We start from the raw sequence: 19,107 nt of genomic DNA, 5'->3' as shown, positions 1-19,107 counted from the left end.
GATGATAGTTTTTGCTGCCAATTAAAATTAAATTAGCTGCCGTTAGAGTAAATGCAGAGCTTTCACAGCAGGAATTGGCTGATAAAATGGGAGTATCAAGAGCTACTATAGGCAGCTGGGAAAGCTACAATACTAAGATGTCTAAAGCAGATTTGTGTCTCTTTGCAAGCATTTGTGGATTCCCAGAGGAAAATATTTTTTTACCATATGAGTTTGCAAAATGCGGACTAAGTGGATAAGAGAAAGGAGAGAAAAGATGTTTGGTTGGATAGTGGTAGTTGTTGTTCTGATTGCAAATATATCAGCAATTGCGTGCGTACTCAAAGATAGAATGGTTACTGCTGCGGTATTGAAGGTACTGGGAGATTGCATTTCTTTAATATTCCTTTGTACTCGGTGAATACAGCATTTTTTAGTCTGTTAAATGCAATATCAAGTTCTTCAGAACATTTATCTAAAGGATAGTCCTTGTTGCCATTTTCAGCCTCAAGCATATTGAGAAAGGCAAGGTAAAAATCAGGATAAAGTGCTTGTGATTCAGGCTCCATGAGATAGATGTTACTGGTCAATAAATCTAAGAGATTACCTCTTGCCTCAGGACCAAGTTTACTGAGTTTGTTATAGAGCAGAAGTCCACGGCAATAGAACTGATAGAAAGGTATATAGAAGTTATCAAGCTGTTCTCGGCGAATTTGATACTTCTGTGTAAATAATTCCTTTATTGCTGTTAGATAGACTACAACAAATGATCCAACTACTGAAATGATTGCAACAACTATAGGTGCCATAAAATCCCTCCTTGTAAATAAATCCTTTTGTTAGAGTGATTATAACACATGGAGGAATAAAGAAAAATAAGAAAGGAGAGGCATGATAAAGAAGATAAAAGCAAAGCTCAAGGAGCCGTACTTCATGGAAGATCTTTGGTGCGATTATATCAGACCCGCAGTGATGGGACTGATAGGAGCAGCCATAGGCATAGCTACAGTAATCTTAATAAGACTGTTATGATGACGGCGCATATCACAGGAAAGGAGATGAGAGCAATGAGCAGAGCAACAGCAGGCCTGCAGGTGACAGGTATAAGTTACATAAAAGCATCACCTTATGTCAGTAAGGCTCAGATGATGCAGATGTTTAACATATCTCAGAGCACTGCAAGCCGTAGAATATCTGATCTGGATAGATATGTTCAGAATGGCAGATATGGACCATACACAATCTTGGATGGAGCTGGTGTGACATGGGTGAACTACTTAGCATTGGTTGACTATCTGAGATATAAGAAAGAGCTTGATAAGGGCTACAGAGTACCACCATTTGACCCCGGAAAAGTTGCAAAAGCTATTGGATGGGGTGAGATGACATCAGATATGAGGTAACACGAAAAAAGCACCTTTGGAATTGCAGTTCCGCCGGTGCAAATAAAAAATAACTCAAGAAAATCATAGCAGAAAAGGGGAAGAAAAGCAATGAAGAGGAAGAACTTAGACACAAAGGCTGTCAAGGCCGTGAGTCTTGTAATAATGACTATTTTATTTTTGCTGTTGGCCTACAACATCTTATTCAACGTAGAAGTGCTGCTTGCACTGCCGGCGGTAGGATTGGTGGCGTACTTGCTTGGAACCGTGTTTACGGAGCTGGGACTTTATGGCGTGCTTGAACTTATGAACAGCATTGAAGATGCCAGAGAGGAATAGAACATGGTTGAGATGAAAGTGCTTGGAAGCCACGAAGAATGGCTTAAGGCAAGAACCAAGATAGGCGGGTCTGATGCCTCGGCGATAGTAGGAATGAACCCTTGGAGAGATAATGTCAGCCTGTGGCGGGAGAAAGTCAACAATCTGCCGCCGGTGGATATATCCGATAAGGATTGTGTCCGCTATGGAGTAGCCGCAGAACCACTTCTTAGAGCCTTGTTTGCTCTGGATTATCCAGAGTTTGAGGTCATGTATGAGGAGAATAACATCTGGTTCAATGACCGCTATCCGTGGGCTCACGCAAGCCTTGATGGATGGCTTGTTGAAAAGGACACAGGATGCAAAGGAATACTGGAGATCAAAACAACAGAGATCCAGTCGGCAAGCCAGAAAAAGAAATGGGGCACACCATATGATCCGAGCTTGCCGCAGAACTATTATGCACAGATACTTCACTATTTGATGGTCACAGAGTATGACTTCGTGATGCTGGTAGGACAGCTCAATACAAGGCTCACTGATAAGAATGGAGATCCTGTGATGGTCAAGACAACAATGCATTACAGAGTGAAACGGTCAGATGATGGAGTCGAAGAGGGTATACAGAGACTTGCAGAGGATGAAAGTAAGTTCTGGGAGCAGGTACAGGCAAAGAAAGAGCCACCACTGATACTCCCAGAGATATAGGAGAGATGCAATGTATTACAACGAATGTCCACAGTGCGGTGCTTGCCTGGACCCGGGCGAACACTGTGACTGCGAGGAAGAGAGACAGCGACAGACAGCACGCATCATGGCAATGGTGCGAGAGAACAAGGAGAGTCACCAGATGGAGCTGGTGCTGAATTAGGAGGTTTACATGGAATTAAGAGTTAATGAGGTAGCGATACCAGAGAAGATTGATTTTAACTATGAGGAGCTCAAGGCTGAGCTTACATCTAAGGTCTCATTTTATGAGACGCTTGTCTACACAGATGACCAGATCAAGGACGCAAAGGCAGACAAGGCCAATCTGAACAAGCTGAAGAGAGCCCTCAATGATGAGCGCATCAGAAGAGAGAAAGAATACATGCAGCCGTTTAATGTGTTTAAGGCTCAGATCAACGAAATCATAGGCATTATAGACAAGCCTATAGCGGTGATAGATGAACAGGTCAAGGCATACGATGAGAAACGCAAGGCCGAAAAGCAGAAAGCCATTGAAGTGCTGTTCTCTCAGATAGGTTTCCAGAATTTTGTCACGTTGGAGAAGATCTGGGATCCGAAGTGGTTGAATGCTTCGGTATCAATGAAGAGTATCGAAGATCAGATGAGGTCAAAGATGTATGAGATCGGCAACGGAGTGCTTACACTCAGTCAGCTCCCGGAGTTCGGATTTGAGGCTACAGAGGTATTCAAGGAGACATTAGACATCAACAAGGCCATCTCAGAGGCTAAGAGGATGTCAGAGATTGCCAAGGCAAAGGCAGAAGCTGAGGCAAGGAGAAAGGCTGCAGAAGAGGCACGAAAAGCAGCAGAAGAGGCAAGACGAAAGGCTGAAGAAGAATGCAAGGCACAGGAGAGAGCTGCCGAGGAGCAGAGAGCCGCAATGGCACAGGCTATGACACCACCTGAGGATGCACAGCCAGCACCAGTAGAGGAATCACAGCCGGAACCACAGAAGATGGTAGTCAAGTTTGAGGTTGAACTTACAACGGATGATGCAGCAGCCTTGAGAGAGTTCTTCCAGAGCAGAAATATAACATTTAGAGCGATTAAGTAGGAGGTAACAAGATGATTAAGTCAGAAATGGGATCAGTATCAATGAGAGGAACAACACCTGTGCTTATATCAGAATTAGCACTTGCAATGAAGAGTTTAAGAGAGTCGCTTGCTAAAAGATATGGAGAGGTTGCTACAGAAGAAATGATAAGCAGAGCAATGGAAGCATCCAAAGCTGAGGGAGACATTAACGAGATTATGAGTGACCTCATAGATGATGTTTTATTTAAGATATTGCCAAAAGCCAATATAAACAAGGACAACATAAGGGAAATGCCACAGGCTCTGAAAGAGGTACTGCGCAAGATGTTAGAAGATATGATTATGCATTAGGAGGATCAAGATGATTGTATTAAATAAAGGTTCAGTACAGTTGGAAGGGTCAACAATAATGCTGATCGCTGAAATGATAACAGCCATAAGCGGAGTGCGATCTATCGTTGAAGAAGATTTTGGAACAGATGTGGCAAATCAGTTTATAGACAAGGCTGTAGAGAATGCAAAGCAGAATAACAGCAAGATTGATATTTTAGAATTGGCAACCGAGTTAGCGGAGGTAAGAGAAAATGGCAGTAAATAACAGTTTGGTAGCAAAAAGTAAAGCACAGCAGAATCTGGGAATTACAGAGTATCTTACAAAAGATGCAATCAAGAATCAGATCAACAAGGTGGTTGGTGGAAAGAATGGACAGAGGTTTATATCTGCTATCGTATCAGCATATAATACCAACCCTACACTTCAGGAGTGCACGAATCAGTCGATTCTTTCAGCTGCACTTCTCGGCGAGAGCTTACAGCTTTCACCATCCCCACAGCTCGGACACTATTACATGGTCCCATTCAACAATACAAAGACTGGTGTCAAGGAAGCTCAGTTCCAGATGGGATATAAGGGATATATTCAGCTGGCTATCCGTTCTGGTCAGTATAAGAGACTGAATGTTGTCGCAATCAAGGAAGGGGAGTTGGAATACTTCGACCCACTCAACGAGGACATCAAGGTTAATCTCATGGTAGATGACTGGGACAAGCGTGAAGAGGCTGAGACAATCGGCTACTATGCAATGTTTGAGCTTGTTAATGGATTCAGAAAGACGATGTACTGGAGCAAGGCTCAGATGCTTGCTCATGCAGACAAGTATTCACAGGCATTTTATAAGGATGCTGGAAAGATCAAGACAAAGTACGGAGAGAAGCAGAGAGTATCATATGCTGACTATGAAGCCGGTAACTATGATCCTCGTGATTCCTGGATGTATTCATCGTTCTGGTATAAGAATTTTGATGGCATGGCTTACAAGACAATGCTCCGACAGCTGATCAGCAAGTGGGGAGTAATGAGCATAGAACTCCAGAAGGCATTTGAGGGCGACATGGCAACCTTGGACGCTGAGGGACATCCTACATACGTTGAGAATGACAATGATGAGTATGTGGAAGCCACAGCAACAGAGATAAATGAACCAGAAGCACAGGCTCCACAGGCAGAGCCACAGGATACTCAGAATAATGCTCAGAATACACAGAACAGTGTTCAGGATCCACAGCCGACACCGACAGAGAATCCACAGACAGAGCCACAGCAGATGAACGCTGCAGAAGCGGCACTGTTCGGAAGTTTCAAGTAGAGTTCATGACATGCGTTAATACATCACACAGTAACGCAGAGGTTTAAGCATATATCCCTGTCACTCATTTGGGTGACAGGGAGAAAGGAGTAACAATGGCTTGGAACAGATCACGAGCTAAATACGGCAACAGGAAGGTTGTTGTAGACGGCATCACATTTGACAGCAGGCAATTTCAGCTCAGAGATATACAGAGCTGAAATTGCTTGAGAAAGCTGGCAAGATAACAGGCTTGCAGCTTCAGAGAGAATTTGAGCTTATACCAGCTCAGAGAGAACACACGAATGAGATATATGAAAAAGGACCCAACAAGGGCAGATTCAAACCGGGAAAGCTCCTAGAGCGTAAGTGCTCATACATAGCAGACTTCGTTTACTGGGATGGATTTGAAATGGTTGTTGAGGATACAAAGGGCATGAGAACAAAGGAATACATCATTAAGCGTAAGTTGATGCTTTATAAATACGGAATACGAATCAAGGAGGTGTGAGCCACATGGGAAATAAAGGGAGCTTTGTCTTTTATACCGAATATAGAGAGCATTTGTCGATGTTGCCACCGGAGCAGGTTGGTGAGTTAATGTTTGCTCTGATGGACTACCAGGAGACAGGCGAAGTTCCGGATCTCCCAAAAGGTAGTGCGCTTGCCATGTGTTTCTCTTTTATTAAGGCACGTATGGACAAGGACAACTCCAAATATGAGGAGAAATGTGAGCGTAATAAATCCAACGGCAAAAAGGGTGGTAGACCTACAAAGGAAACGGTTATTTCTGAAACCGAGGAAAACCCAAATAAACCGAATGGTTTTTCTGAAAACCGAACGGTTATTTCTGAAACCGAGGAAAACCCAACCGAACCCCAAAAAGCCGATAATGATAATGAATATGATAATGATAGTGATAATGAGGAGTATATACATACTCCTACTAAGGCACGTGCGTGCACACATGCGGAGGTGGAGAAACCACGTAAGAAGTCTGAACCGGTCAAGTATAGTGATGTTCCAGAACTGGACGAGGCTATTCATGAATACATAAAGTTTCGTAAGGGTATCAAGAGTCCCATGACCGATAGAGCAATCACATTGACTATAAACAGGCTCAACAGTCTATCACACGATAAGAATGAGCAGATAAAAATAATCAATCAGTCTATTATGCGTGGCTGGAAATCAGTATATCCGCTTGAGGATGACGGTAAGAGCCGAGGACAGCCACGGAACGTGAATCCAAATGGATTTGCAAACTTCAAACAGACAGATCATTCTGAGCAGCTTGGACAGCTTGAGAAGATGCTGGCTGATGAGCTGAATAATAAATAACACACGAAAGGAGCCGAACCTCCGGCCGGGGTAATGCTATAGCGGGTTCCTGAGAAGTGAATGAACGAAGACTTAATAACGAGAATTTTTGGAGAGGACGGCGAACTTGACAGCCCGGACGAGGGCTTAGAGGAATACAAGAAGCGCAAGAAAGAAGCCAGGGAGAAGATGATAATGCTCCAGAGCCAGCCGTATGAAGTTAAGGTGCGGCGATCCAGACTTAGAGCTGAAGAGTTCATGGAGCAGATGCGGATACGAGACAAAACGGCTCATGTGAGTGTTGGCGGTCTTGACAGTATTACATTACACGTATTCCTGAAGTCGATAGGGATCAATGTTCCAGCGGTCTCGGTTTCATCTCTGGAAGATAAGAGTATACAGCGGGTACATAAAGCTCTTGGAGTGACAATCCTGAACCCGCTCAAGACAAAAGTTGAGGTACTCAATGAAGTTGGGTTCCCGGTTATCAGCAAGAGAATAGCGGGAAAGATAGCGCTGCTTCAGAATCCGACTGAAAACAATAAGACAGTTCGACATGCAATAATCACAGGCGAATGTGGAGAGCTTGGACACTTCCAGAAGAACAGCCGCATGAAGCTGCCGCAGAAGTGGCTCAATCTATTCGGTGGATATGAGAACGAGAATGAAGGTGTCATGTATTACAAGCCGAATTTCAAGGTGTCAAATGATTGTTGCTATTGGCTGAAAGAGAAGCCATGCGATGACTGGGCTAAGGCTCATTCAAGCTATCCGTTCCTTGGCATGATGGCATCTGAGGGTGGACAGAGAGAAGAAGCTCTCACAGACCATGGATGCAATTACTATGGCAAGACAGTAATGAGATCAGCACCATTTGCACCATACCTCAGAAATGACATATTGAGACTTGCTCAGGAGATGGACACTTGGTATCACGCACATACAGATGTGTTTGCAAAGCTTTATTATGAGCAGCCATACAGTAAGGATAAGGCTGGCAACACAATACCTTACGAGCCGGTTGAAGCGATCATACCGGCTATATATGGACAAATACAGGATGATGGACACGGCAATCTCAGAACGACAGGAGCGCAGCGTACAGGTTGCAGCATGTGTGGCTTTGGAATCCATATGGAAGAACGACCACACAGGTTTGATAGACTCAGAGAGAGAAATCCAAAGGAATGGGAGTTCTACATGTATCGATGCTGCACGGATCCAGAGACTGGAGAGAAATTCGGCTGGGGAAGAGTCCTAGACTATATCGGAGTGCCATGGGAAGATGTACCGGCGGTACAGCTGAGTATATATGATTACCCGGAGGTGCTGCCATGATAAACGGAGAGCTTATCGTTGATAACTTTGCCGGAGGTGGTGGAGCATCAACAGGAATTGAGATGGCAACAGGATACAGTGTTGATATAGCTATCAACCATGACCCTGAAGCCATAAGGATGCATAAGGTCAACCATCCAAACACAAAGCACTATTGTGAGAACGTGTGGGCGGTTGACCCTGTGAAAGCCTGTGAGGGACACCCGGTAGCTCTTGCCTGGTTCTCACCAGACTGCAAGCATTTTTCAAAGGCCAAGGGTGGCAAACCAAAGGATAAGAACATCAGAGGGCTTGCATGGGTAGCTTGCAGATGGGCGGCTCTTGTGAGACCGAGAGTGATCATGCTGGAGAACGTTGAAGAGTTCAAGACATGGGGACCGCTCAACAGAGGACATCATCCGATAAGGGCAAAGCAAGGAGATACATTCAGGCAATTTGTAAAGCAGCTCAATGAGCTGGGATATGAGGTACAGTTCAGAGAACTTGTGGCGGCAGACTACGGAGCACCGACCAAGAGAAAAAGGTTCTTCATGATCGCAAGGTGTGATGGTGTACCTATCATGTGGCCAAAGCCTACACATGCACCGGCGGACAGCAAAGAGGTCAAGGAGGGACGGCTCAAGCCTTATGTTGGAGCATATACACAGCTTGATTTCAGCTTACCTTGTCCGAGTATCTTTGATACATCAGAGGAAATCAAGGAGAAGTACGGCATTCGGGCGGTGAGGCCACTTGCGCCAAAGACTATGCAGAGGATTGCAAGAGGGCTGAAGAAGTTCGTTCTGGATAATCCAGAGCCGTTCATCATTCAGTGCAATCACGGCGGCGATAGAAAGCCACAGGACATAAGAGATCCAATGCCGACGATTACAGGGAAGCACGGATATGGAGTTGTAGAACCATATATGGTTCAGATAGGTCAGACTGGATTCTCTGCAGATCGTAGCAAAGATGTGAGAGAACCACTTACAACTATTGTCAGCAAGAATGAGCACTGTCTAATAAGTCCTACACTTATTCAATATCATTCGGAGACCAATTCAGACGAGGTGCGGGGTCAAGGCATAGAGAATCCGATCATGACAGTGGACAGTTCAAACAGATATGGCCTTGTGACTTCGTTCCTTAGCAAGTTTTACAAGACAGGGATAGGACAGGATGAGAGAGAACCGCTGCATACAGTGACAACATCAGCCGGGCATTTTGGAGAGGTCAGAGCATTCTTGATTAAATACTACGGAGAGGGTACAGGGCAGGATATAGAACAGCCGCTTGATACAGTGACATCAAGAGACCGGTTCGGCCTTGTAACAATCCAAGGTGTTGAGTATCAGATAGTGGACATTGGTCTCAGAATGCTTGAGCCAAAGGAGTTATATGGGTGCCAAGGGTTCCCGGATGATTACATCATAGATCATGACAACACAGGTAAGACATATTCAAGAAGTGAACAGGTCAAGAGATGTGGAAATGCAGTCTGTCCACCTATACCGGCGGCGATGGTGAGGTCGAATCTTCCAGAGCTTTGTGTAAGAAAAAGGATGCCAAACATGAGGATAGGCGAAGAAGAGAACGGACAGTTGTGTTTTGTATAGATAGAGGAGGTATGGAATGAACGATTTGAAGATATTTGAGAATAAAGAGTTTGGAGAGATAAGAACAGTAGTAAAAGATGGTGAGCCTTGGTTTGTAGGGAAAGATGTGGCGGAGATACTAGGACATAGTAATCCACAGAGGGCTTTGAGAGATTATATTGATGATGACGACAAAGGGGTGACAAAAATTGTCACCCCTGGAGGAACTCAGACAATGGCAATAATCAATGAATCAGGTTTGTATAGCCTCATCTTATCGAGTAAACTCCCAAATGCCAAGAAGTTCAAGAAGTGGGTGACAAGTGAGGTGCTTCCATCAATTCGTAAGACAGGTGGATACCAGAAACCACTTACCTCACAGGAGATGATGCGGCTCCAACTTGGAATGATAGATGATGTATCTGACAGGGTATCAAAGCTGGAAAACACAATGACAATAGATTATAGCCAGCAGAAAACCCTTACAGATCTTATGTCATCTACAGTAGTAACATGGCTCGGTGGAAAAAATACATGCGCCTACGAAGAGTTATCAAAGAAAGTATTTGCAGAGATTGGCAGGGATTACAAAGACTATTTCAATGTAAATGCAAGGGCTAATACACCTAGTCTCAGGTTTGAGGAGGCTGTTGATTACATCAAATCATGGAAACCAAGCACAAACACTTTGAAGTTGATCAGTTCATTAAACATATGAGCAGAATAGTAGCACATTGATAATTGAATAATGATGGTTGGAATGATACAATATTAATAAATTTTATATAACTAGGGGGGGAGCTATATGGCATTTTTTATGAGTATTGTATCAGGTGTAATTTCAGGTGTTATATCATCTGTTTTTATGAATTTTTATTATTGGAACAAAAGTCCTAAAATAATTATATCAGACAAAATTGCAAAAAATGATAAAGATGAATATAGGGTAAAAATAGTGAACTTATCAAAGTTTTATGTTACAAATGTTTTTATACAAGCGCAGTTAATAACGGTATATAATGGCAACGGAGGAAATATACTAAATGCTATCAATTTAGATATTCCGTACAAAAAGATACAAATAATTGCACCTTATGATAAGAAAGATACTAATGCTACATATGCGGTTAGATTTATTTTACCTAAGGCTTTAGAAAATTTGTGGACAGAGGATGAACATACAAATTTAAAGTTATCTATATATTGCAGTAATGAACATAACAATTCTAGTAAATTATATGAACAAATTTATTATAAAAAGAATGATAGCATAAAGAAGGGTGAGTTTGAATTTGGGAAATCTACAGAAATAAAATAAATGATAAAAATACCAACCATCATTATTTAATGGTTGGTATTTTTTTGCGCAAAAATATGGATAAGGAGGAGACACATGACAGAATTTGAGATAGATGCCACGTTCAACATCATATGCCGACCGGGGCGGGTGGTGAAGATCCTCACAAAGAACGGAAAAGAGGAGAATGTCCCGGTGAGAGTTTGGAAGTGCTGGACAATCATCAAGGTATATGAGCACCATGTGCTGATGCAAAGCGAACAGGGCTACCATGAGAGCTTCAGCAACACAGACATAAGAGAGATGATCAGGAAGGGGGAAATACGATGGAGATAGTACCAGAGAGAGCAGGAGGCTGCGAAAACTGCAAATACAGAGCCATGGACGAGACACAGGAACCATGCGCACACTGTACTAAGAACGCTGTGGACAACTATGAACCGATGACAAACGGCGACTACATCCGGTCGCTCAGTGATACAGAGTTGGCACAGATTATCATGTGCCCGAGTGGGGTGGAGAGATATGACAGCAGAAGAAATATATGATTTGATCAGCTCGGCTGAAAGAAAAAACAACATGATAATAATATTCCCTAAATCAGAACTTGCTAGGGAAATTAAAAACATGTGTGATAAACAGAGAAGAGTAGCAGTTGAAATGATTCGTTTAACACCGAATATTCCGTTTGCCTTCCCATCGTGCCCTAAATGTAAAAAATCGCAGCCTGAACGTGAACCATTTCGAAGTAAATTTGACGTAATAACGTTTTGCCCAAGCTGTGGGCAAAAATTAGATTGGAGTGATGAAAAGTGAACGAAAAATTAAAGCCTTGTCCGTTTTGCGGTGGGAAATCAGAATTGGATTACGAGCGTATACCTGGTGAAAATAAAGGATTTTGGGCACAGATTATTTGTTGTAATTGTCACGGAAGAAGCGGTGGAACATGGGCGGGTTCTTATAATTAATGCCGCAGAGAGAAAAGAAGTTAAAGCATGGAACAGGAGGGCGTGTAATGAGGTTAATTAGTCAGAAAGGCTGGAGCTATATAGATGCTGAGTATGAAAATGGAACTATCGCTATACATGATGAGAGTGAAGGAACAAGAATAATATACAGTTGGGATAACAATTCAGAAGAATCTGCAATTATGGCTAAATATAGTTCTAGGGAAAAGGCAGAGAAAGTGCTGGAAGATATGATAAAACTGTATGGAAGTTACATATCGTGTGAAGGCGGTCCTGGAATCCTACAGGGTAGTGGCTATCAGCAGGCATTCTGTTTCACACCACCGAAGGTGTTCCGGTTTCCGGCAGATGATGAAGTGGAGGTGTAAGGATGGCACAGATTTCAGACGAGATCAAACAGGATCCGAACTGGGCAAGAGCAGTTGCTATCTCAAAACAGTATGCTGTAAGCACATACCCAGCTACCTGGGTGCTTAAATTCATAAACGAGTGGAACGCGGCTGTGGCAAGGCTGAGAAGATAGGAGTGTGGGAATATGGAAGAGAGAGAAGCAATAGCCAAATTAAAGGGAACAACAGATTATAGATATTCACATTATGCCTATGTGAATGATACCGGAAAGGCATTTGATATGGCGATAAAGGCACTTGAGAAACAAGGACTAGAGAAACGTAAGTCAGAGAAATCAATGAGAATTGAGGCAAAAAAACTTATTGAGGAGCATCCAACAGTCTACGATGTGGACAAGGCTGTTTCAGAGCTGCAGGACAAGTCATTTGAAAGGTACGGCAATCAGGGCATGGGCGGAGAGCTGGTGGTTAATTTTGATGATGCTGTGGAGATCGTGAAGAGAGGTGGAGTGGATGAAAGATAGATGTCTATTCAAGGCGAAAATTTGTAATGGAGAGTGGGTTGCAGGATTTTTGCATTGCAAAAATGATAAATGGTATATCAGCAATAAAGCAGGTTCGCCATTTGCATTTGAAGTGCGACCAGATACTATCTGTCAATGCACAGGCTTGAAAGATAAAAATGGCAAGTTGATTTGGGAAAATGATATTTGTAAATATTATAATCCAGAAGATAAGGATGGCGTTGGTATTATAAAAGATGATTATGTCTCTTGGATAAAAGGAATTATAGCTACAAAAGAGATGATGACTCCTTTGTTTTACCTGAGATGTAGTGACGAATGGGAAGTAATCGGAAATATATTTGATAATCCAGAATTGAGATAAAGGAGAGTGATACATAATGGCATATGCAGGCAAATGCGATAGATGCGGCGGGTTCTATGACCTGCCATTTGAACACGGAGCAGCAATAAGGGCAAGGGTGGTTGATGTGTTCGATGATGCAGTAGAAACAAAGGATTTATGTCCGGATTGCATAGAGGAACTCTGTAACTTTCTTGAAGGGGCACAGCTCAATGATCCGCTTGGAGAAAGACAGATAGGGTTTAAGACTCAGGTAGATCCATATAATCACTTGATGAACAGATTTACCCGGAAGGAGTGAGAGGATGGCAAAATCAGATAGAAAACTACACGAAGCAAGAATGGCGGGTGCTGCATGGCTGATGAATGTCATCAAGACACAGGGCATGGAATCAGCAGAAAAAGAACTCAAGACCAGAGGAGCCATGTTTGTTCCGCTTGAGGTCAACCAGAAGCAGCTTGATGAGTCAGTATATAAGATCAAGTTAAATACGATAGACACAATTCTGATTATGTCCTGTATGGTCTTACGTGATGAGTTCGATTTTGGACAGAAGAGGCTTGATAGGTTCTGTGAAAGATTTAATTCAAAGACAGAGGCTATATGTGATGGGGATATCATATGGGATGATTTGATAGAAACGTTGAAAGAAGAAACAGGCTTGGAGTTCACTATCCGGGAGAACAAGTAGGAGGTGAGGCGGTGAAAGCGAAAGAGTATTTGAAACAGGTGGAGCTTCTTGATGTGAAGATCAGGCAGAAGAAGATAGAGCTTGCAGGACTCAGGGAAGATGCAACCTGTACAGGGGCATTCGATTATTCAGCTGAGAAAGTGCAGACAAGCACTAAAGCTGATTCTATGAGCAATAAGGTGGCAAAGTATGTTGACCTTGAAAATGAGATTCATGAGGACATAGAGAGGTTCACGGAGCTCAAGCATAAGGTGATAGGACAGATACATATGCTTGATGACATAACATACATGAAGATCTTATTTAAGAAGTATATAGAATTTAAGACCTTAAAGACTATAGCAAAAGAAATTGGGTATTCATATGATCGGACAAGGCATGCTCATGGATATGCCTTGTTGGAGTTTGAAAGAGCGTGCTTAAATGAGAAAGTCGACACACTTTAGCACAAAAAAGCACACTTTAGCACAACATAGCACATTGTAAACGTGGTATACTGCAATGGTAAAATTATATTGATTCATAAGGGACATGACCGTTTGCCATTTCGGTTGTGTCCCTTTTCTTATGCCCAGTGGTTAAAATGTAAACTCCTAAATCGTAAAATGTGAAAATGCCGTTATTGATTCTCTCCCCCACTGGGCTATTTGTTTGAGGTGAGGTTTGAGGTGAGATATGAGTAAGATTAAAAGGTTTGAGGTCGTGAGACCTGAATATAGTTTTGAATACATACATCCGATACTTGGCAGGCTGGCTTTACCAATAGCCATGATAAAGGTGATGGTTAAGTGCACTAAGATATACAAATTTCAGCCAACTATAAATTGGGGTGGAGAGGTAAAGAATGTATGTAAACCGCTGTACAAGATTGTGATCCTGAAGAGAGTGAGAAAGAAACAGAAGTAATAGAGAGAAGGTGTGACATTATGGCTAAACTTACAGCTAAACAGCAGAGATTCTGTGATGAATACTTGATTGACCTTAATGCCACACAGGCAGCTATAAGGGCAGGGTATTCAAAGAGAAGTGCAAGACAGATTGCGGATTTGAACATGTCAAAACATGACATTAGAGAATATATAGACAATCGACTTGCCGAGAAAGAAAAAGCCTTAATTGCCGATCAGAATGAGGTTCTAAAGTACCTCACAGCAACCATGAGACGAGAAAAGAAAGAATGCATTGTTGTAACGACCAGTGAAGAACGTTCGATGTATGCTCCAGACGATAACGGCACAATGAGAAAACAGACAGTCAAGAAAGAGACACCACAGATCGTGGAGATACCAGCAAGGCTGTCGGATGCCAATAAGGCAGCGGAGCTCCTTGGTAAAGCATATGGCTTATATACCGATAAGGTGGAGGCTGATGTAGATATGGACCTCAACATTAACATCAACTATGGCGATGATGACGATACCGGCGGTGGTGGTGCTGATTGAATGTTGAAGTAAAAGCAAACCCCGGATTCAAAGAAGTAGACCGGAGCAAGAAGCGATATATCGTGATGAAAGGCTCTGCCGGATCAGGGAAGAGTGTTGATACGGCACAGAATTACATACTGAGGCTGATGCAGGACAAGGGCAGAAACCTTGTTGCGATGCGAAAATCCGATATTACCAACCGAGACAGTACATTTGCTGAACTGACCGGCTCTCTTTATAAGATATTTGGAGATAAGGTTGATAATTATTGGAAAATCAACAGAAGTCCTCTGGTTCTCACATGCAAAAGCAATGGAAACCAGATCATTTTCCGTGGTATGAATGATGACAGGCAGCGTGAAAAGCTGAAATCAATCACATTCCCAAGGGGAAAGCTCACGGACGTATGGCTTGAGGAAGCAACAGAGTTTACACAGGCAGATCTGGAAATTATAGATGATAGATTGCGTGGAGAGCTACCACCAGGGCAGTTTTACCAGATAAGAATGACCTTCAATCCAGTAAATAAGAATCACTGGATAAAGAAGGTCTTTTTTGATAGATACGATCCCGATGTACTGACGCATCACAGTACATACCTGGGGAATCGTTTCATCGATGCGGCATATCACCGCCGTATGGAGCGTAGAAAGGAAGTAGATCCGGAAGGTTACAAGATATATGGCTTGGGTGAATGGGGTGAGATAGGCGGCCTCATCCTGCACAACTGGGAAGTTGCTGAGGTATCTCAGAACCTTAATGACTATGACGATATAGCAATAGGACAAGACTTTGGATTCAACCATGCCAATGCCATCCTCCTTCTGGGTATCAAGGATGATGATATATACATCCTAGATGAGATATATGTGCATGAGAAAGAGACGGCGGAGATTATTCCACTGGCGATTCAACATGCTATACCAACGAATAAGACAATGTGGTGTGATTCCGCAGAACCAGACAGGATCAAAACATGGAAGGGTGCTGGTTATCGTGCAAAGGGCGTTGACAAGGGCGGTTCTGCTGGATCTGTCAAGGCTCAGATAGACTGGCTCAAAGGTGTGGTCGATAAGAATCACATTATACGACGAAGAATATATGTTGCTCCTCATTGCGTGAATACTATCAAGGAGCTACAACAGTGGAAATGGAAAAAAGATGAAAAGACAGGCGAATATCTTGATGAGCCTGTACCGGTGATGGACGATGCAATGGCAGCTCTTAGGTACGGCATTGAGGGATGGCGTAAGCCTCGTTCATGGCTGTTTTAAATTGACATGAAGGAGATGGAAGAATGCTAACCCCTGACGAGATAAAAAAATTGATAGACAGTGACCGCACATCAGAAAAGAAGCAGTTCGCCCGGACAGGCGAAAGATACTATGACGGCGATCATGACATAAATAAGTATAGATTGTTCTATTACAATGCGGACGGCGAACTGGTAGAGGACAAGACCAGAAGCAACGTGAAGATACCACATCCATTCTTCACAGAGCTGGTTGACCAATGCACTCAGTATATCCTCTCAGGGGATAAGATAGTTAAATCAAATGATCCTGAGTTGCAGAAACACATGGACAAGTATTTCAACAACAATGATGAGTTCATGTCTGAGCTTTCTGACACTATCACAGATATGCAGGTCAAAGGCTTTGCGTATATGTACGCATACAAGAATGCCAAAGATATGATGTCATTTGCCGATGCTGACAGTATCGGAGTTATTGAGGTCAGAGCCAAGGATACGGATGATGGCTGTGCATACACGATATACCACTATACGGACAGGATAGATAAGGGACACAAGACTATTGAGAGAATACAGGTCTGGGATGATAAGCAGACATATTATTATGTCCAGGTTGATAATGGGGCGGTGGTGTTAGATGATACTGAACCAATCAACCCAAAGCCTCATGTACTTTACACAAAGAATAATGGAGATAAGGCCACCTACTTTGATGGATTTGGCTATATTCCATTCTTCCGGCTGGATAACAACAAGAAGCAGTTCTCAAGCCTTAAGCCTGTAAAGCCACTCATAGATGACTATGACCTGATGGCCTCAAGCCTGTCAAACAACCTCATAGACTTTGATTCCCCACTATATGCTATCAAAGGCTTTCAGGGAGACAACCTGAATGAGCTTCAGACAAACCTCAAAACAAAGAAGATCATAGGTATAGGTGAGGATGGTGACGTAGATGTCAAGACTGTTGACGTCCCATATCAGGCACGACAGGCAAAACTGGAGCTTGATGAAAAGAATATATACAGGTTCGGCATGGGGCTGAATACTGCCGGACTCAAGGACACATCAGCAACTACGAATATAGCCATTAAGGCGGCCTACTCATTGCTTGACCTTAAGGCAAAAAAGATAGAGAAAGCTCTTAGAAAGTTCTTGAGGAAGATAGTAGAGATAGTTGTTGACGAGATAAATAAGGCTGAGAATAAGGCATACAAGGCTGAGGATGTTTATTTTGAGTTCGCTCACGAGATAATGAGCAACGCTCAGGAAAATGCACAGATAGAGCTTACAGAGGCTCAGGTAAGGCAGACAGAGATCAATACAATACTCAATGTTGCAAGCATGTTTGATGATGAGACGATTATCAAAGCTATCTGTGACTGGCTTGATATTGATTATGGCGAGATCAAGGACAAGCTGCCTAAGAATGAGGAGGAGAACACGGAAGAGGCTCAGAAGGTGCTTGATAACATCAATACAGATGTCGAGAACGGAGGTGGAGCAGATGGAAAATAAAAGATACAAGATAGATTTAGATACAAGAGCGGTGAAGATGCCGGCTGGCGAGGTCATCGGTGTATATCATGACAAAGATGTAAACCGGCTGACATTTGAAGTGCCGGCAACGTATAAGGGCATAGATCTCACTGAATATCAGATATCAATCAACTATGTGAATGAAGAAGAGCAGAAAGATGTGTATTTTATAGAGAATTATACACTCTCTGATGATGCAAGCATTATAACCTTTGATTGGCTTGTTGGTGCTACTGCATGTACAGTGCCGGGCAATGTCGGCTTCACTGTATGCTTCAAGAAGCTTGATAGTGAGGGTAACATCATCAACGAGATCAACACCAAGCTCACAAGAATGAAGGTTCTTGAGGGCTGTGAAGCAGTTGAGAGTGAGATTGAAGAGCGGTATATGACAGATCTTGCAGGGCAGCTTTACAAGGAGATGGAAGAAGTAAAAAAATCTGTCAGTGATGGCAAGTCAAAGGTCGCCAGCGCTATCACTGAAAAGGGGGTAAACACAGAGGCGACAGATACATTTGACACAATGGCAGAGCACATACGAAAAATACCAAGCGGCGGAAATTTTGGTATGATCGTCAATACATCACCTTACACACATCCTTATGGATATGCAACAAATATATATGGCGTACTGCCAACAGAAACGGAGGTTAGTTGATGGGATATACTGTACAAAGAATAAGACTGGGAAAAAAAGAGGCGGATTCAACGTTTTACAATGCGGACGTAAATGACGCAAAAATGCAGGAGATTGCGGCAGCCCTTGGCATGAAACTAAATATTGTAGAGTCTAACACTACGTGGATATTATACATGGGAGATGATGAGCACAACACAACAGGTTTTAAGTTTAGTCTTTCTGGAGCTAATCTGATTATGACAACTGTGATTCAGGGGGTTACTCCGTCCGCATCTTCATATTATTATTCGTATAACATGAGTTTGACTAGATCAGCCAATAGTGGTGCGGCTAATGCATTTTTGCATTTTGTATCATGCAAAGAAGGAGTGGTATTCGGAATTGGAATATTCAGTGAGGGATCTAACATTACTGATCTATTACATATCGTATTGCCTGCAAAAGATCTAAAAACAAATGAAGATAGAATAGTTTATATGTCATTCACTTCTGCTAGGTACATCATTTATTCTGATGTAGACGAGACATCTTATTATGCTCAGGCTTGGAGTCAGGCTAGCAACATACATGACGTGGTAAGTCTTGCTCAATATGTGTATCCTGCAGGGTATCTCGCTATTCCATCAGCATACTATATATTAGCTGGGCCAGATGTTGCATCAGGTGCTTCTGGTGAAAGTTTTATTATAAATGACCAAGAGTATTTCATTCCAGGCAATACAAGTTCAATTTGGAAAATAGCAATAGAGCTACCAAAATCAGAAGAGAGTTAACA

The 19,107-nt window shown here is 42.6% G+C and carries 35 protein-coding genes; 34 read left to right on the top strand and 1 reads right to left on the bottom strand.

What is annotated here, in order from left to right; translation table 11 throughout:
• Nucleotides 1-11 precede the first annotated feature (11 nt).
• Nucleotides 12-239: a helix-turn-helix transcriptional regulator gene (locus tag DWX57_RS05400; RefSeq protein ID WP_120123196.1), complete on the top strand. Its 228-nt coding sequence runs from the start codon at nt 12-14 to the stop codon at nt 237-239.
• A gap of 96 nt (nt 240-335) precedes the next feature.
• Here DWX57_RS05400 and DWX57_RS05395 read toward each other — a convergent pair whose 3' ends face one another.
• A complete protein-coding gene (locus DWX57_RS05395) occupies nt 336-788 on the bottom strand; it encodes a hypothetical protein (protein WP_118649437.1) in 453 nt (150 codons plus the stop codon).
• An 82-nt stretch (nt 789-870) separates the two neighbouring features.
• On the opposite strand from DWX57_RS05395, the gene DWX57_RS14075 reads away from it, so the two are divergent.
• The 33 genes from DWX57_RS14075 to DWX57_RS05250 all read left to right on the top strand — a co-directional run bounded on the left by DWX57_RS14075 (nt 871) and on the right by DWX57_RS05250 (nt 19,105).
• Nucleotides 871-1,011, top strand: a complete 141-nt coding sequence (locus DWX57_RS14075) for a hypothetical protein (protein ID WP_165852768.1) — start codon at nt 871-873, stop codon at nt 1,009-1,011.
• A 35-nt stretch (nt 1,012-1,046) separates the two neighbouring features.
• Nucleotides 1,047-1,382 (top strand): hypothetical protein, encoded by a 336-nt coding sequence (locus DWX57_RS05390; protein ID WP_120123195.1) that lies wholly within the window; start codon nt 1,047-1,049, stop codon nt 1,380-1,382.
• Nucleotides 1,383-1,472: 90 nt separating this feature from the next.
• Nucleotides 1,473-1,700, top strand: a complete 228-nt coding sequence (locus DWX57_RS05385; protein WP_118649434.1) for a hypothetical protein — start codon at nt 1,473-1,475, stop codon at nt 1,698-1,700.
• A 3-nt stretch (nt 1,701-1,703) separates the two neighbouring features.
• Complete coding sequence (locus tag DWX57_RS05380; RefSeq protein WP_120123194.1) at nt 1,704-2,387, top strand: YqaJ viral recombinase family protein; 684 nt, start codon at nt 1,704-1,706, stop codon at nt 2,385-2,387.
• 5 nt (nt 2,388-2,392) lie between these two features.
• A complete protein-coding gene (locus DWX57_RS14070) occupies nt 2,393-2,545 on the top strand; it encodes a hypothetical protein (RefSeq protein WP_165852767.1) in 153 nt (50 codons plus the stop codon).
• 14 nt (nt 2,546-2,559) lie between these two features.
• A complete protein-coding gene (locus DWX57_RS05375; RefSeq protein WP_120123193.1) occupies nt 2,560-3,462 on the top strand; it encodes a DUF1351 domain-containing protein in 903 nt (300 codons plus the stop codon).
• 11 nt (nt 3,463-3,473) lie between these two features.
• Nucleotides 3,474-3,794, top strand: coding sequence for a hypothetical protein (locus DWX57_RS05370; protein ID WP_120000255.1), 321 nt, complete (start codon nt 3,474-3,476; stop codon nt 3,792-3,794).
• Between the two features lie 10 nt (nt 3,795-3,804).
• Nucleotides 3,805-4,041, top strand: coding sequence for a hypothetical protein (locus tag DWX57_RS05365; protein ID WP_120123192.1), 237 nt, complete (start codon nt 3,805-3,807; stop codon nt 4,039-4,041).
• Nucleotides 4,028-5,089 carry a recombinase RecT gene (locus DWX57_RS05360; RefSeq protein ID WP_120123191.1) on the top strand — a complete coding sequence of 354 codons (1,062 nt, stop codon included), beginning with the start codon at nt 4,028-4,030 and terminating at the stop codon, nt 5,087-5,089. Before DWX57_RS05365 ends, DWX57_RS05360 begins: the two co-directional genes overlap by 14 nt.
• A 95-nt stretch (nt 5,090-5,184) precedes the next feature.
• On the top strand, nt 5,185-5,289 hold the full coding sequence (locus DWX57_RS14380; RefSeq protein ID WP_243106174.1) for a DUF1064 domain-containing protein: 105 nt from the start codon (nt 5,185-5,187) through the stop codon (nt 5,287-5,289).
• Nucleotides 5,290-5,291: 2 nt separating this feature from the next.
• Nucleotides 5,292-5,579 (top strand): DUF1064 domain-containing protein, encoded by a 288-nt coding sequence (locus DWX57_RS05355; RefSeq protein WP_243106173.1) that lies wholly within the window; start codon nt 5,292-5,294, stop codon nt 5,577-5,579.
• A gap of 5 nt (nt 5,580-5,584) precedes the next feature.
• Nucleotides 5,585-6,409 carry a DUF6291 domain-containing protein gene (locus DWX57_RS05350; protein ID WP_120123190.1) on the top strand — a complete coding sequence of 275 codons (825 nt, stop codon included), beginning with the start codon at nt 5,585-5,587 and terminating at the stop codon, nt 6,407-6,409.
• A 60-nt stretch (nt 6,410-6,469) separates the two neighbouring features.
• Nucleotides 6,470-7,726: a hypothetical protein gene (locus tag DWX57_RS05345; protein ID WP_330514434.1), complete on the top strand. Its 1,257-nt coding sequence runs from the start codon at nt 6,470-6,472 to the stop codon at nt 7,724-7,726.
• Nucleotides 7,723-9,321: a DNA cytosine methyltransferase gene (locus DWX57_RS05340; RefSeq protein WP_120123189.1), complete on the top strand. Its 1,599-nt coding sequence runs from the start codon at nt 7,723-7,725 to the stop codon at nt 9,319-9,321. Before DWX57_RS05345 ends, DWX57_RS05340 begins: the two co-directional genes overlap by 4 nt.
• Before the next feature lie 16 nt (nt 9,322-9,337).
• Nucleotides 9,338-10,018, top strand: a complete 681-nt coding sequence (locus DWX57_RS05335; RefSeq protein WP_120123188.1) for a BRO family protein — start codon at nt 9,338-9,340, stop codon at nt 10,016-10,018.
• A gap of 87 nt (nt 10,019-10,105) precedes the next feature.
• Nucleotides 10,106-10,618 carry a hypothetical protein gene (locus tag DWX57_RS05330; protein WP_120000271.1) on the top strand — a complete coding sequence of 171 codons (513 nt, stop codon included), beginning with the start codon at nt 10,106-10,108 and terminating at the stop codon, nt 10,616-10,618.
• 75 nt (nt 10,619-10,693) lie between these two features.
• Entirely contained in the window at nt 10,694-10,933 is a 240-nt protein-coding gene (locus DWX57_RS05325; protein WP_120123187.1) for a hypothetical protein, read from the top strand.
• Nucleotides 10,924-11,145, top strand: coding sequence for a hypothetical protein (locus DWX57_RS05320; RefSeq protein ID WP_120123186.1), 222 nt, complete (start codon nt 10,924-10,926; stop codon nt 11,143-11,145). Before DWX57_RS05325 ends, DWX57_RS05320 begins: the two co-directional genes overlap by 10 nt.
• Nucleotides 11,123-11,413 carry a hypothetical protein gene (locus DWX57_RS05315; RefSeq protein ID WP_120123185.1) on the top strand — a complete coding sequence of 97 codons (291 nt, stop codon included), beginning with the start codon at nt 11,123-11,125 and terminating at the stop codon, nt 11,411-11,413. The genes DWX57_RS05320 and DWX57_RS05315 overlap by 23 nt, the downstream gene beginning before the upstream one ends.
• Nucleotides 11,410-11,565: a Lar family restriction alleviation protein gene (locus DWX57_RS14800; RefSeq protein ID WP_207666507.1), complete on the top strand. Its 156-nt coding sequence runs from the start codon at nt 11,410-11,412 to the stop codon at nt 11,563-11,565. Before DWX57_RS05315 ends, DWX57_RS14800 begins: the two co-directional genes overlap by 4 nt.
• Nucleotides 11,566-11,612: 47 nt before the next feature.
• Nucleotides 11,613-11,933 (top strand): hypothetical protein, encoded by a 321-nt coding sequence (locus DWX57_RS05305; protein WP_120123184.1) that lies wholly within the window; start codon nt 11,613-11,615, stop codon nt 11,931-11,933.
• Between the two features lie 2 nt (nt 11,934-11,935).
• Complete coding sequence (locus tag DWX57_RS14065) at nt 11,936-12,088, top strand: hypothetical protein (protein ID WP_158576517.1); 153 nt, start codon at nt 11,936-11,938, stop codon at nt 12,086-12,088.
• 12 nt (nt 12,089-12,100) lie between these two features.
• The gene (locus DWX57_RS05300) at nt 12,101-12,439 is read left to right on the top strand and encodes a hypothetical protein (RefSeq protein ID WP_120123183.1); all 339 of its coding nucleotides are present in this window, start codon (nt 12,101-12,103) and stop codon (nt 12,437-12,439) included.
• A complete protein-coding gene (locus tag DWX57_RS05295; protein ID WP_120123182.1) occupies nt 12,429-12,803 on the top strand; it encodes a YopX family protein in 375 nt (124 codons plus the stop codon). The genes DWX57_RS05300 and DWX57_RS05295 overlap by 11 nt, the downstream gene beginning before the upstream one ends.
• Nucleotides 12,804-12,819: 16 nt before the next feature.
• Nucleotides 12,820-13,083: a hypothetical protein gene (locus DWX57_RS05290; RefSeq protein WP_120123181.1), complete on the top strand. Its 264-nt coding sequence runs from the start codon at nt 12,820-12,822 to the stop codon at nt 13,081-13,083.
• Between the two features lie 4 nt (nt 13,084-13,087).
• A complete protein-coding gene (locus DWX57_RS05285) occupies nt 13,088-13,474 on the top strand; it encodes a hypothetical protein (RefSeq protein WP_120123180.1) in 387 nt (128 codons plus the stop codon).
• A gap of 11 nt (nt 13,475-13,485) precedes the next feature.
• Nucleotides 13,486-13,920 (top strand): hypothetical protein, encoded by a 435-nt coding sequence (locus DWX57_RS05280; RefSeq protein ID WP_120123179.1) that lies wholly within the window; start codon nt 13,486-13,488, stop codon nt 13,918-13,920.
• Between the two features lie 229 nt (nt 13,921-14,149).
• Nucleotides 14,150-14,380, top strand: coding sequence for a hypothetical protein (locus DWX57_RS05275; protein WP_120123178.1), 231 nt, complete (start codon nt 14,150-14,152; stop codon nt 14,378-14,380).
• A gap of 20 nt (nt 14,381-14,400) precedes the next feature.
• The gene (locus tag DWX57_RS05270) at nt 14,401-14,916 is read left to right on the top strand and encodes a terminase small subunit (RefSeq protein WP_120123177.1); all 516 of its coding nucleotides are present in this window, start codon (nt 14,401-14,403) and stop codon (nt 14,914-14,916) included.
• Nucleotides 14,913-16,172 (top strand): PBSX family phage terminase large subunit, encoded by a 1,260-nt coding sequence (locus DWX57_RS05265; RefSeq protein WP_120123176.1) that lies wholly within the window; start codon nt 14,913-14,915, stop codon nt 16,170-16,172. The genes DWX57_RS05270 and DWX57_RS05265 overlap by 4 nt, the downstream gene beginning before the upstream one ends.
• Before the next feature lie 23 nt (nt 16,173-16,195).
• Entirely contained in the window at nt 16,196-17,671 is a 1,476-nt protein-coding gene (locus tag DWX57_RS05260; protein WP_120123175.1) for a phage portal protein, read from the top strand.
• Complete coding sequence (locus DWX57_RS05255; RefSeq protein WP_120123174.1) at nt 17,661-18,350, top strand: hypothetical protein; 690 nt, start codon at nt 17,661-17,663, stop codon at nt 18,348-18,350. Before DWX57_RS05260 ends, DWX57_RS05255 begins: the two co-directional genes overlap by 11 nt.
• On the top strand, nt 18,350-19,105 hold the full coding sequence (locus DWX57_RS05250; RefSeq protein ID WP_120123173.1) for a hypothetical protein: 756 nt from the start codon (nt 18,350-18,352) through the stop codon (nt 19,103-19,105). Before DWX57_RS05255 ends, DWX57_RS05250 begins: the two co-directional genes overlap by 1 nt.
• Nucleotides 19,106-19,107: the final 2 nt, after the last annotated feature.

The sequence above is a fragment of the Coprococcus sp. AF19-8AC genome, from assembly GCF_003603115.1.
Taxonomy (GTDB): domain Bacteria; phylum Bacillota; class Clostridia; order Lachnospirales; family Lachnospiraceae; genus Coprococcus; species Coprococcus aceti.
The sequence above is the reverse complement of the archived record's forward strand: the minus strand, read 5'-3'. Positions and strand labels throughout refer to the sequence as shown.

Coding starts and splice junctions, on each gene's coding strand:
- DWX57_RS05365 (WP_120123192.1), top strand. CDS start 3,805: ATGATTGTATTAAATAAAGGTTCAGTACAGTTGGAAGGGTCAACAATA.
- DWX57_RS05305 (WP_120123184.1), top strand. CDS start 11,613: ATGAGGTTAATTAGTCAGAAAGGCTGGAGCTATATAGATGCTGAGTAT.
- DWX57_RS05370 (WP_120000255.1), top strand. CDS start 3,474: ATGATTAAGTCAGAAATGGGATCAGTATCAATGAGAGGAACAACACCT.
- DWX57_RS05380 (WP_120123194.1), top strand. CDS start 1,704: ATGGTTGAGATGAAAGTGCTTGGAAGCCACGAAGAATGGCTTAAGGCA.
- DWX57_RS05255 (WP_120123174.1), top strand. CDS start 17,661: ATGGAAAATAAAAGATACAAGATAGATTTAGATACAAGAGCGGTGAAG.
- DWX57_RS05335 (WP_120123188.1), top strand. CDS start 9,338: ATGAACGATTTGAAGATATTTGAGAATAAAGAGTTTGGAGAGATAAGA.
- DWX57_RS05350 (WP_120123190.1), top strand. CDS start 5,585: ATGGGAAATAAAGGGAGCTTTGTCTTTTATACCGAATATAGAGAGCAT.
- DWX57_RS14380 (WP_243106174.1), top strand. CDS start 5,185: ATGGCTTGGAACAGATCACGAGCTAAATACGGCAACAGGAAGGTTGTT.
- DWX57_RS05330 (WP_120000271.1), top strand. CDS start 10,106: ATGGCATTTTTTATGAGTATTGTATCAGGTGTAATTTCAGGTGTTATA.
- DWX57_RS14065 (WP_158576517.1), top strand. CDS start 11,936: ATGGCACAGATTTCAGACGAGATCAAACAGGATCCGAACTGGGCAAGA.
- DWX57_RS05275 (WP_120123178.1), top strand. CDS start 14,150: ATGAGTAAGATTAAAAGGTTTGAGGTCGTGAGACCTGAATATAGTTTT.
- DWX57_RS05325 (WP_120123187.1), top strand. CDS start 10,694: ATGACAGAATTTGAGATAGATGCCACGTTCAACATCATATGCCGACCG.
- DWX57_RS05285 (WP_120123180.1), top strand. CDS start 13,088: ATGGCAAAATCAGATAGAAAACTACACGAAGCAAGAATGGCGGGTGCT.
- DWX57_RS05295 (WP_120123182.1), top strand. CDS start 12,429: ATGAAAGATAGATGTCTATTCAAGGCGAAAATTTGTAATGGAGAGTGG.
- DWX57_RS14075 (WP_165852768.1), top strand. CDS start 871: ATGATAAAGAAGATAAAAGCAAAGCTCAAGGAGCCGTACTTCATGGAA.
- DWX57_RS05360 (WP_120123191.1), top strand. CDS start 4,028: ATGGCAGTAAATAACAGTTTGGTAGCAAAAAGTAAAGCACAGCAGAAT.
- DWX57_RS05395 (WP_118649437.1), bottom strand. CDS start 788: ATGGCACCTATAGTTGTTGCAATCATTTCAGTAGTTGGATCATTTGTT.
- DWX57_RS05250 (WP_120123173.1), top strand. CDS start 18,350: ATGGGATATACTGTACAAAGAATAAGACTGGGAAAAAAAGAGGCGGAT.
- DWX57_RS05270 (WP_120123177.1), top strand. CDS start 14,401: ATGGCTAAACTTACAGCTAAACAGCAGAGATTCTGTGATGAATACTTG.
- DWX57_RS05260 (WP_120123175.1), top strand. CDS start 16,196: ATGCTAACCCCTGACGAGATAAAAAAATTGATAGACAGTGACCGCACA.
- DWX57_RS05320 (WP_120123186.1), top strand. CDS start 10,924: ATGGAGATAGTACCAGAGAGAGCAGGAGGCTGCGAAAACTGCAAATAC.
- DWX57_RS05300 (WP_120123183.1), top strand. CDS start 12,101: ATGGAAGAGAGAGAAGCAATAGCCAAATTAAAGGGAACAACAGATTAT.
- DWX57_RS05375 (WP_120123193.1), top strand. CDS start 2,560: ATGGAATTAAGAGTTAATGAGGTAGCGATACCAGAGAAGATTGATTTT.
- DWX57_RS05290 (WP_120123181.1), top strand. CDS start 12,820: ATGGCATATGCAGGCAAATGCGATAGATGCGGCGGGTTCTATGACCTG.
- DWX57_RS05390 (WP_120123195.1), top strand. CDS start 1,047: ATGAGCAGAGCAACAGCAGGCCTGCAGGTGACAGGTATAAGTTACATA.
- DWX57_RS05345 (WP_330514434.1), top strand. CDS start 6,470: ATGAACGAAGACTTAATAACGAGAATTTTTGGAGAGGACGGCGAACTT.
- DWX57_RS05315 (WP_120123185.1), top strand. CDS start 11,123: ATGACAGCAGAAGAAATATATGATTTGATCAGCTCGGCTGAAAGAAAA.
- DWX57_RS05385 (WP_118649434.1), top strand. CDS start 1,473: ATGAAGAGGAAGAACTTAGACACAAAGGCTGTCAAGGCCGTGAGTCTT.
- DWX57_RS14070 (WP_165852767.1), top strand. CDS start 2,393: ATGCAATGTATTACAACGAATGTCCACAGTGCGGTGCTTGCCTGGACC.
- DWX57_RS05340 (WP_120123189.1), top strand. CDS start 7,723: ATGATAAACGGAGAGCTTATCGTTGATAACTTTGCCGGAGGTGGTGGA.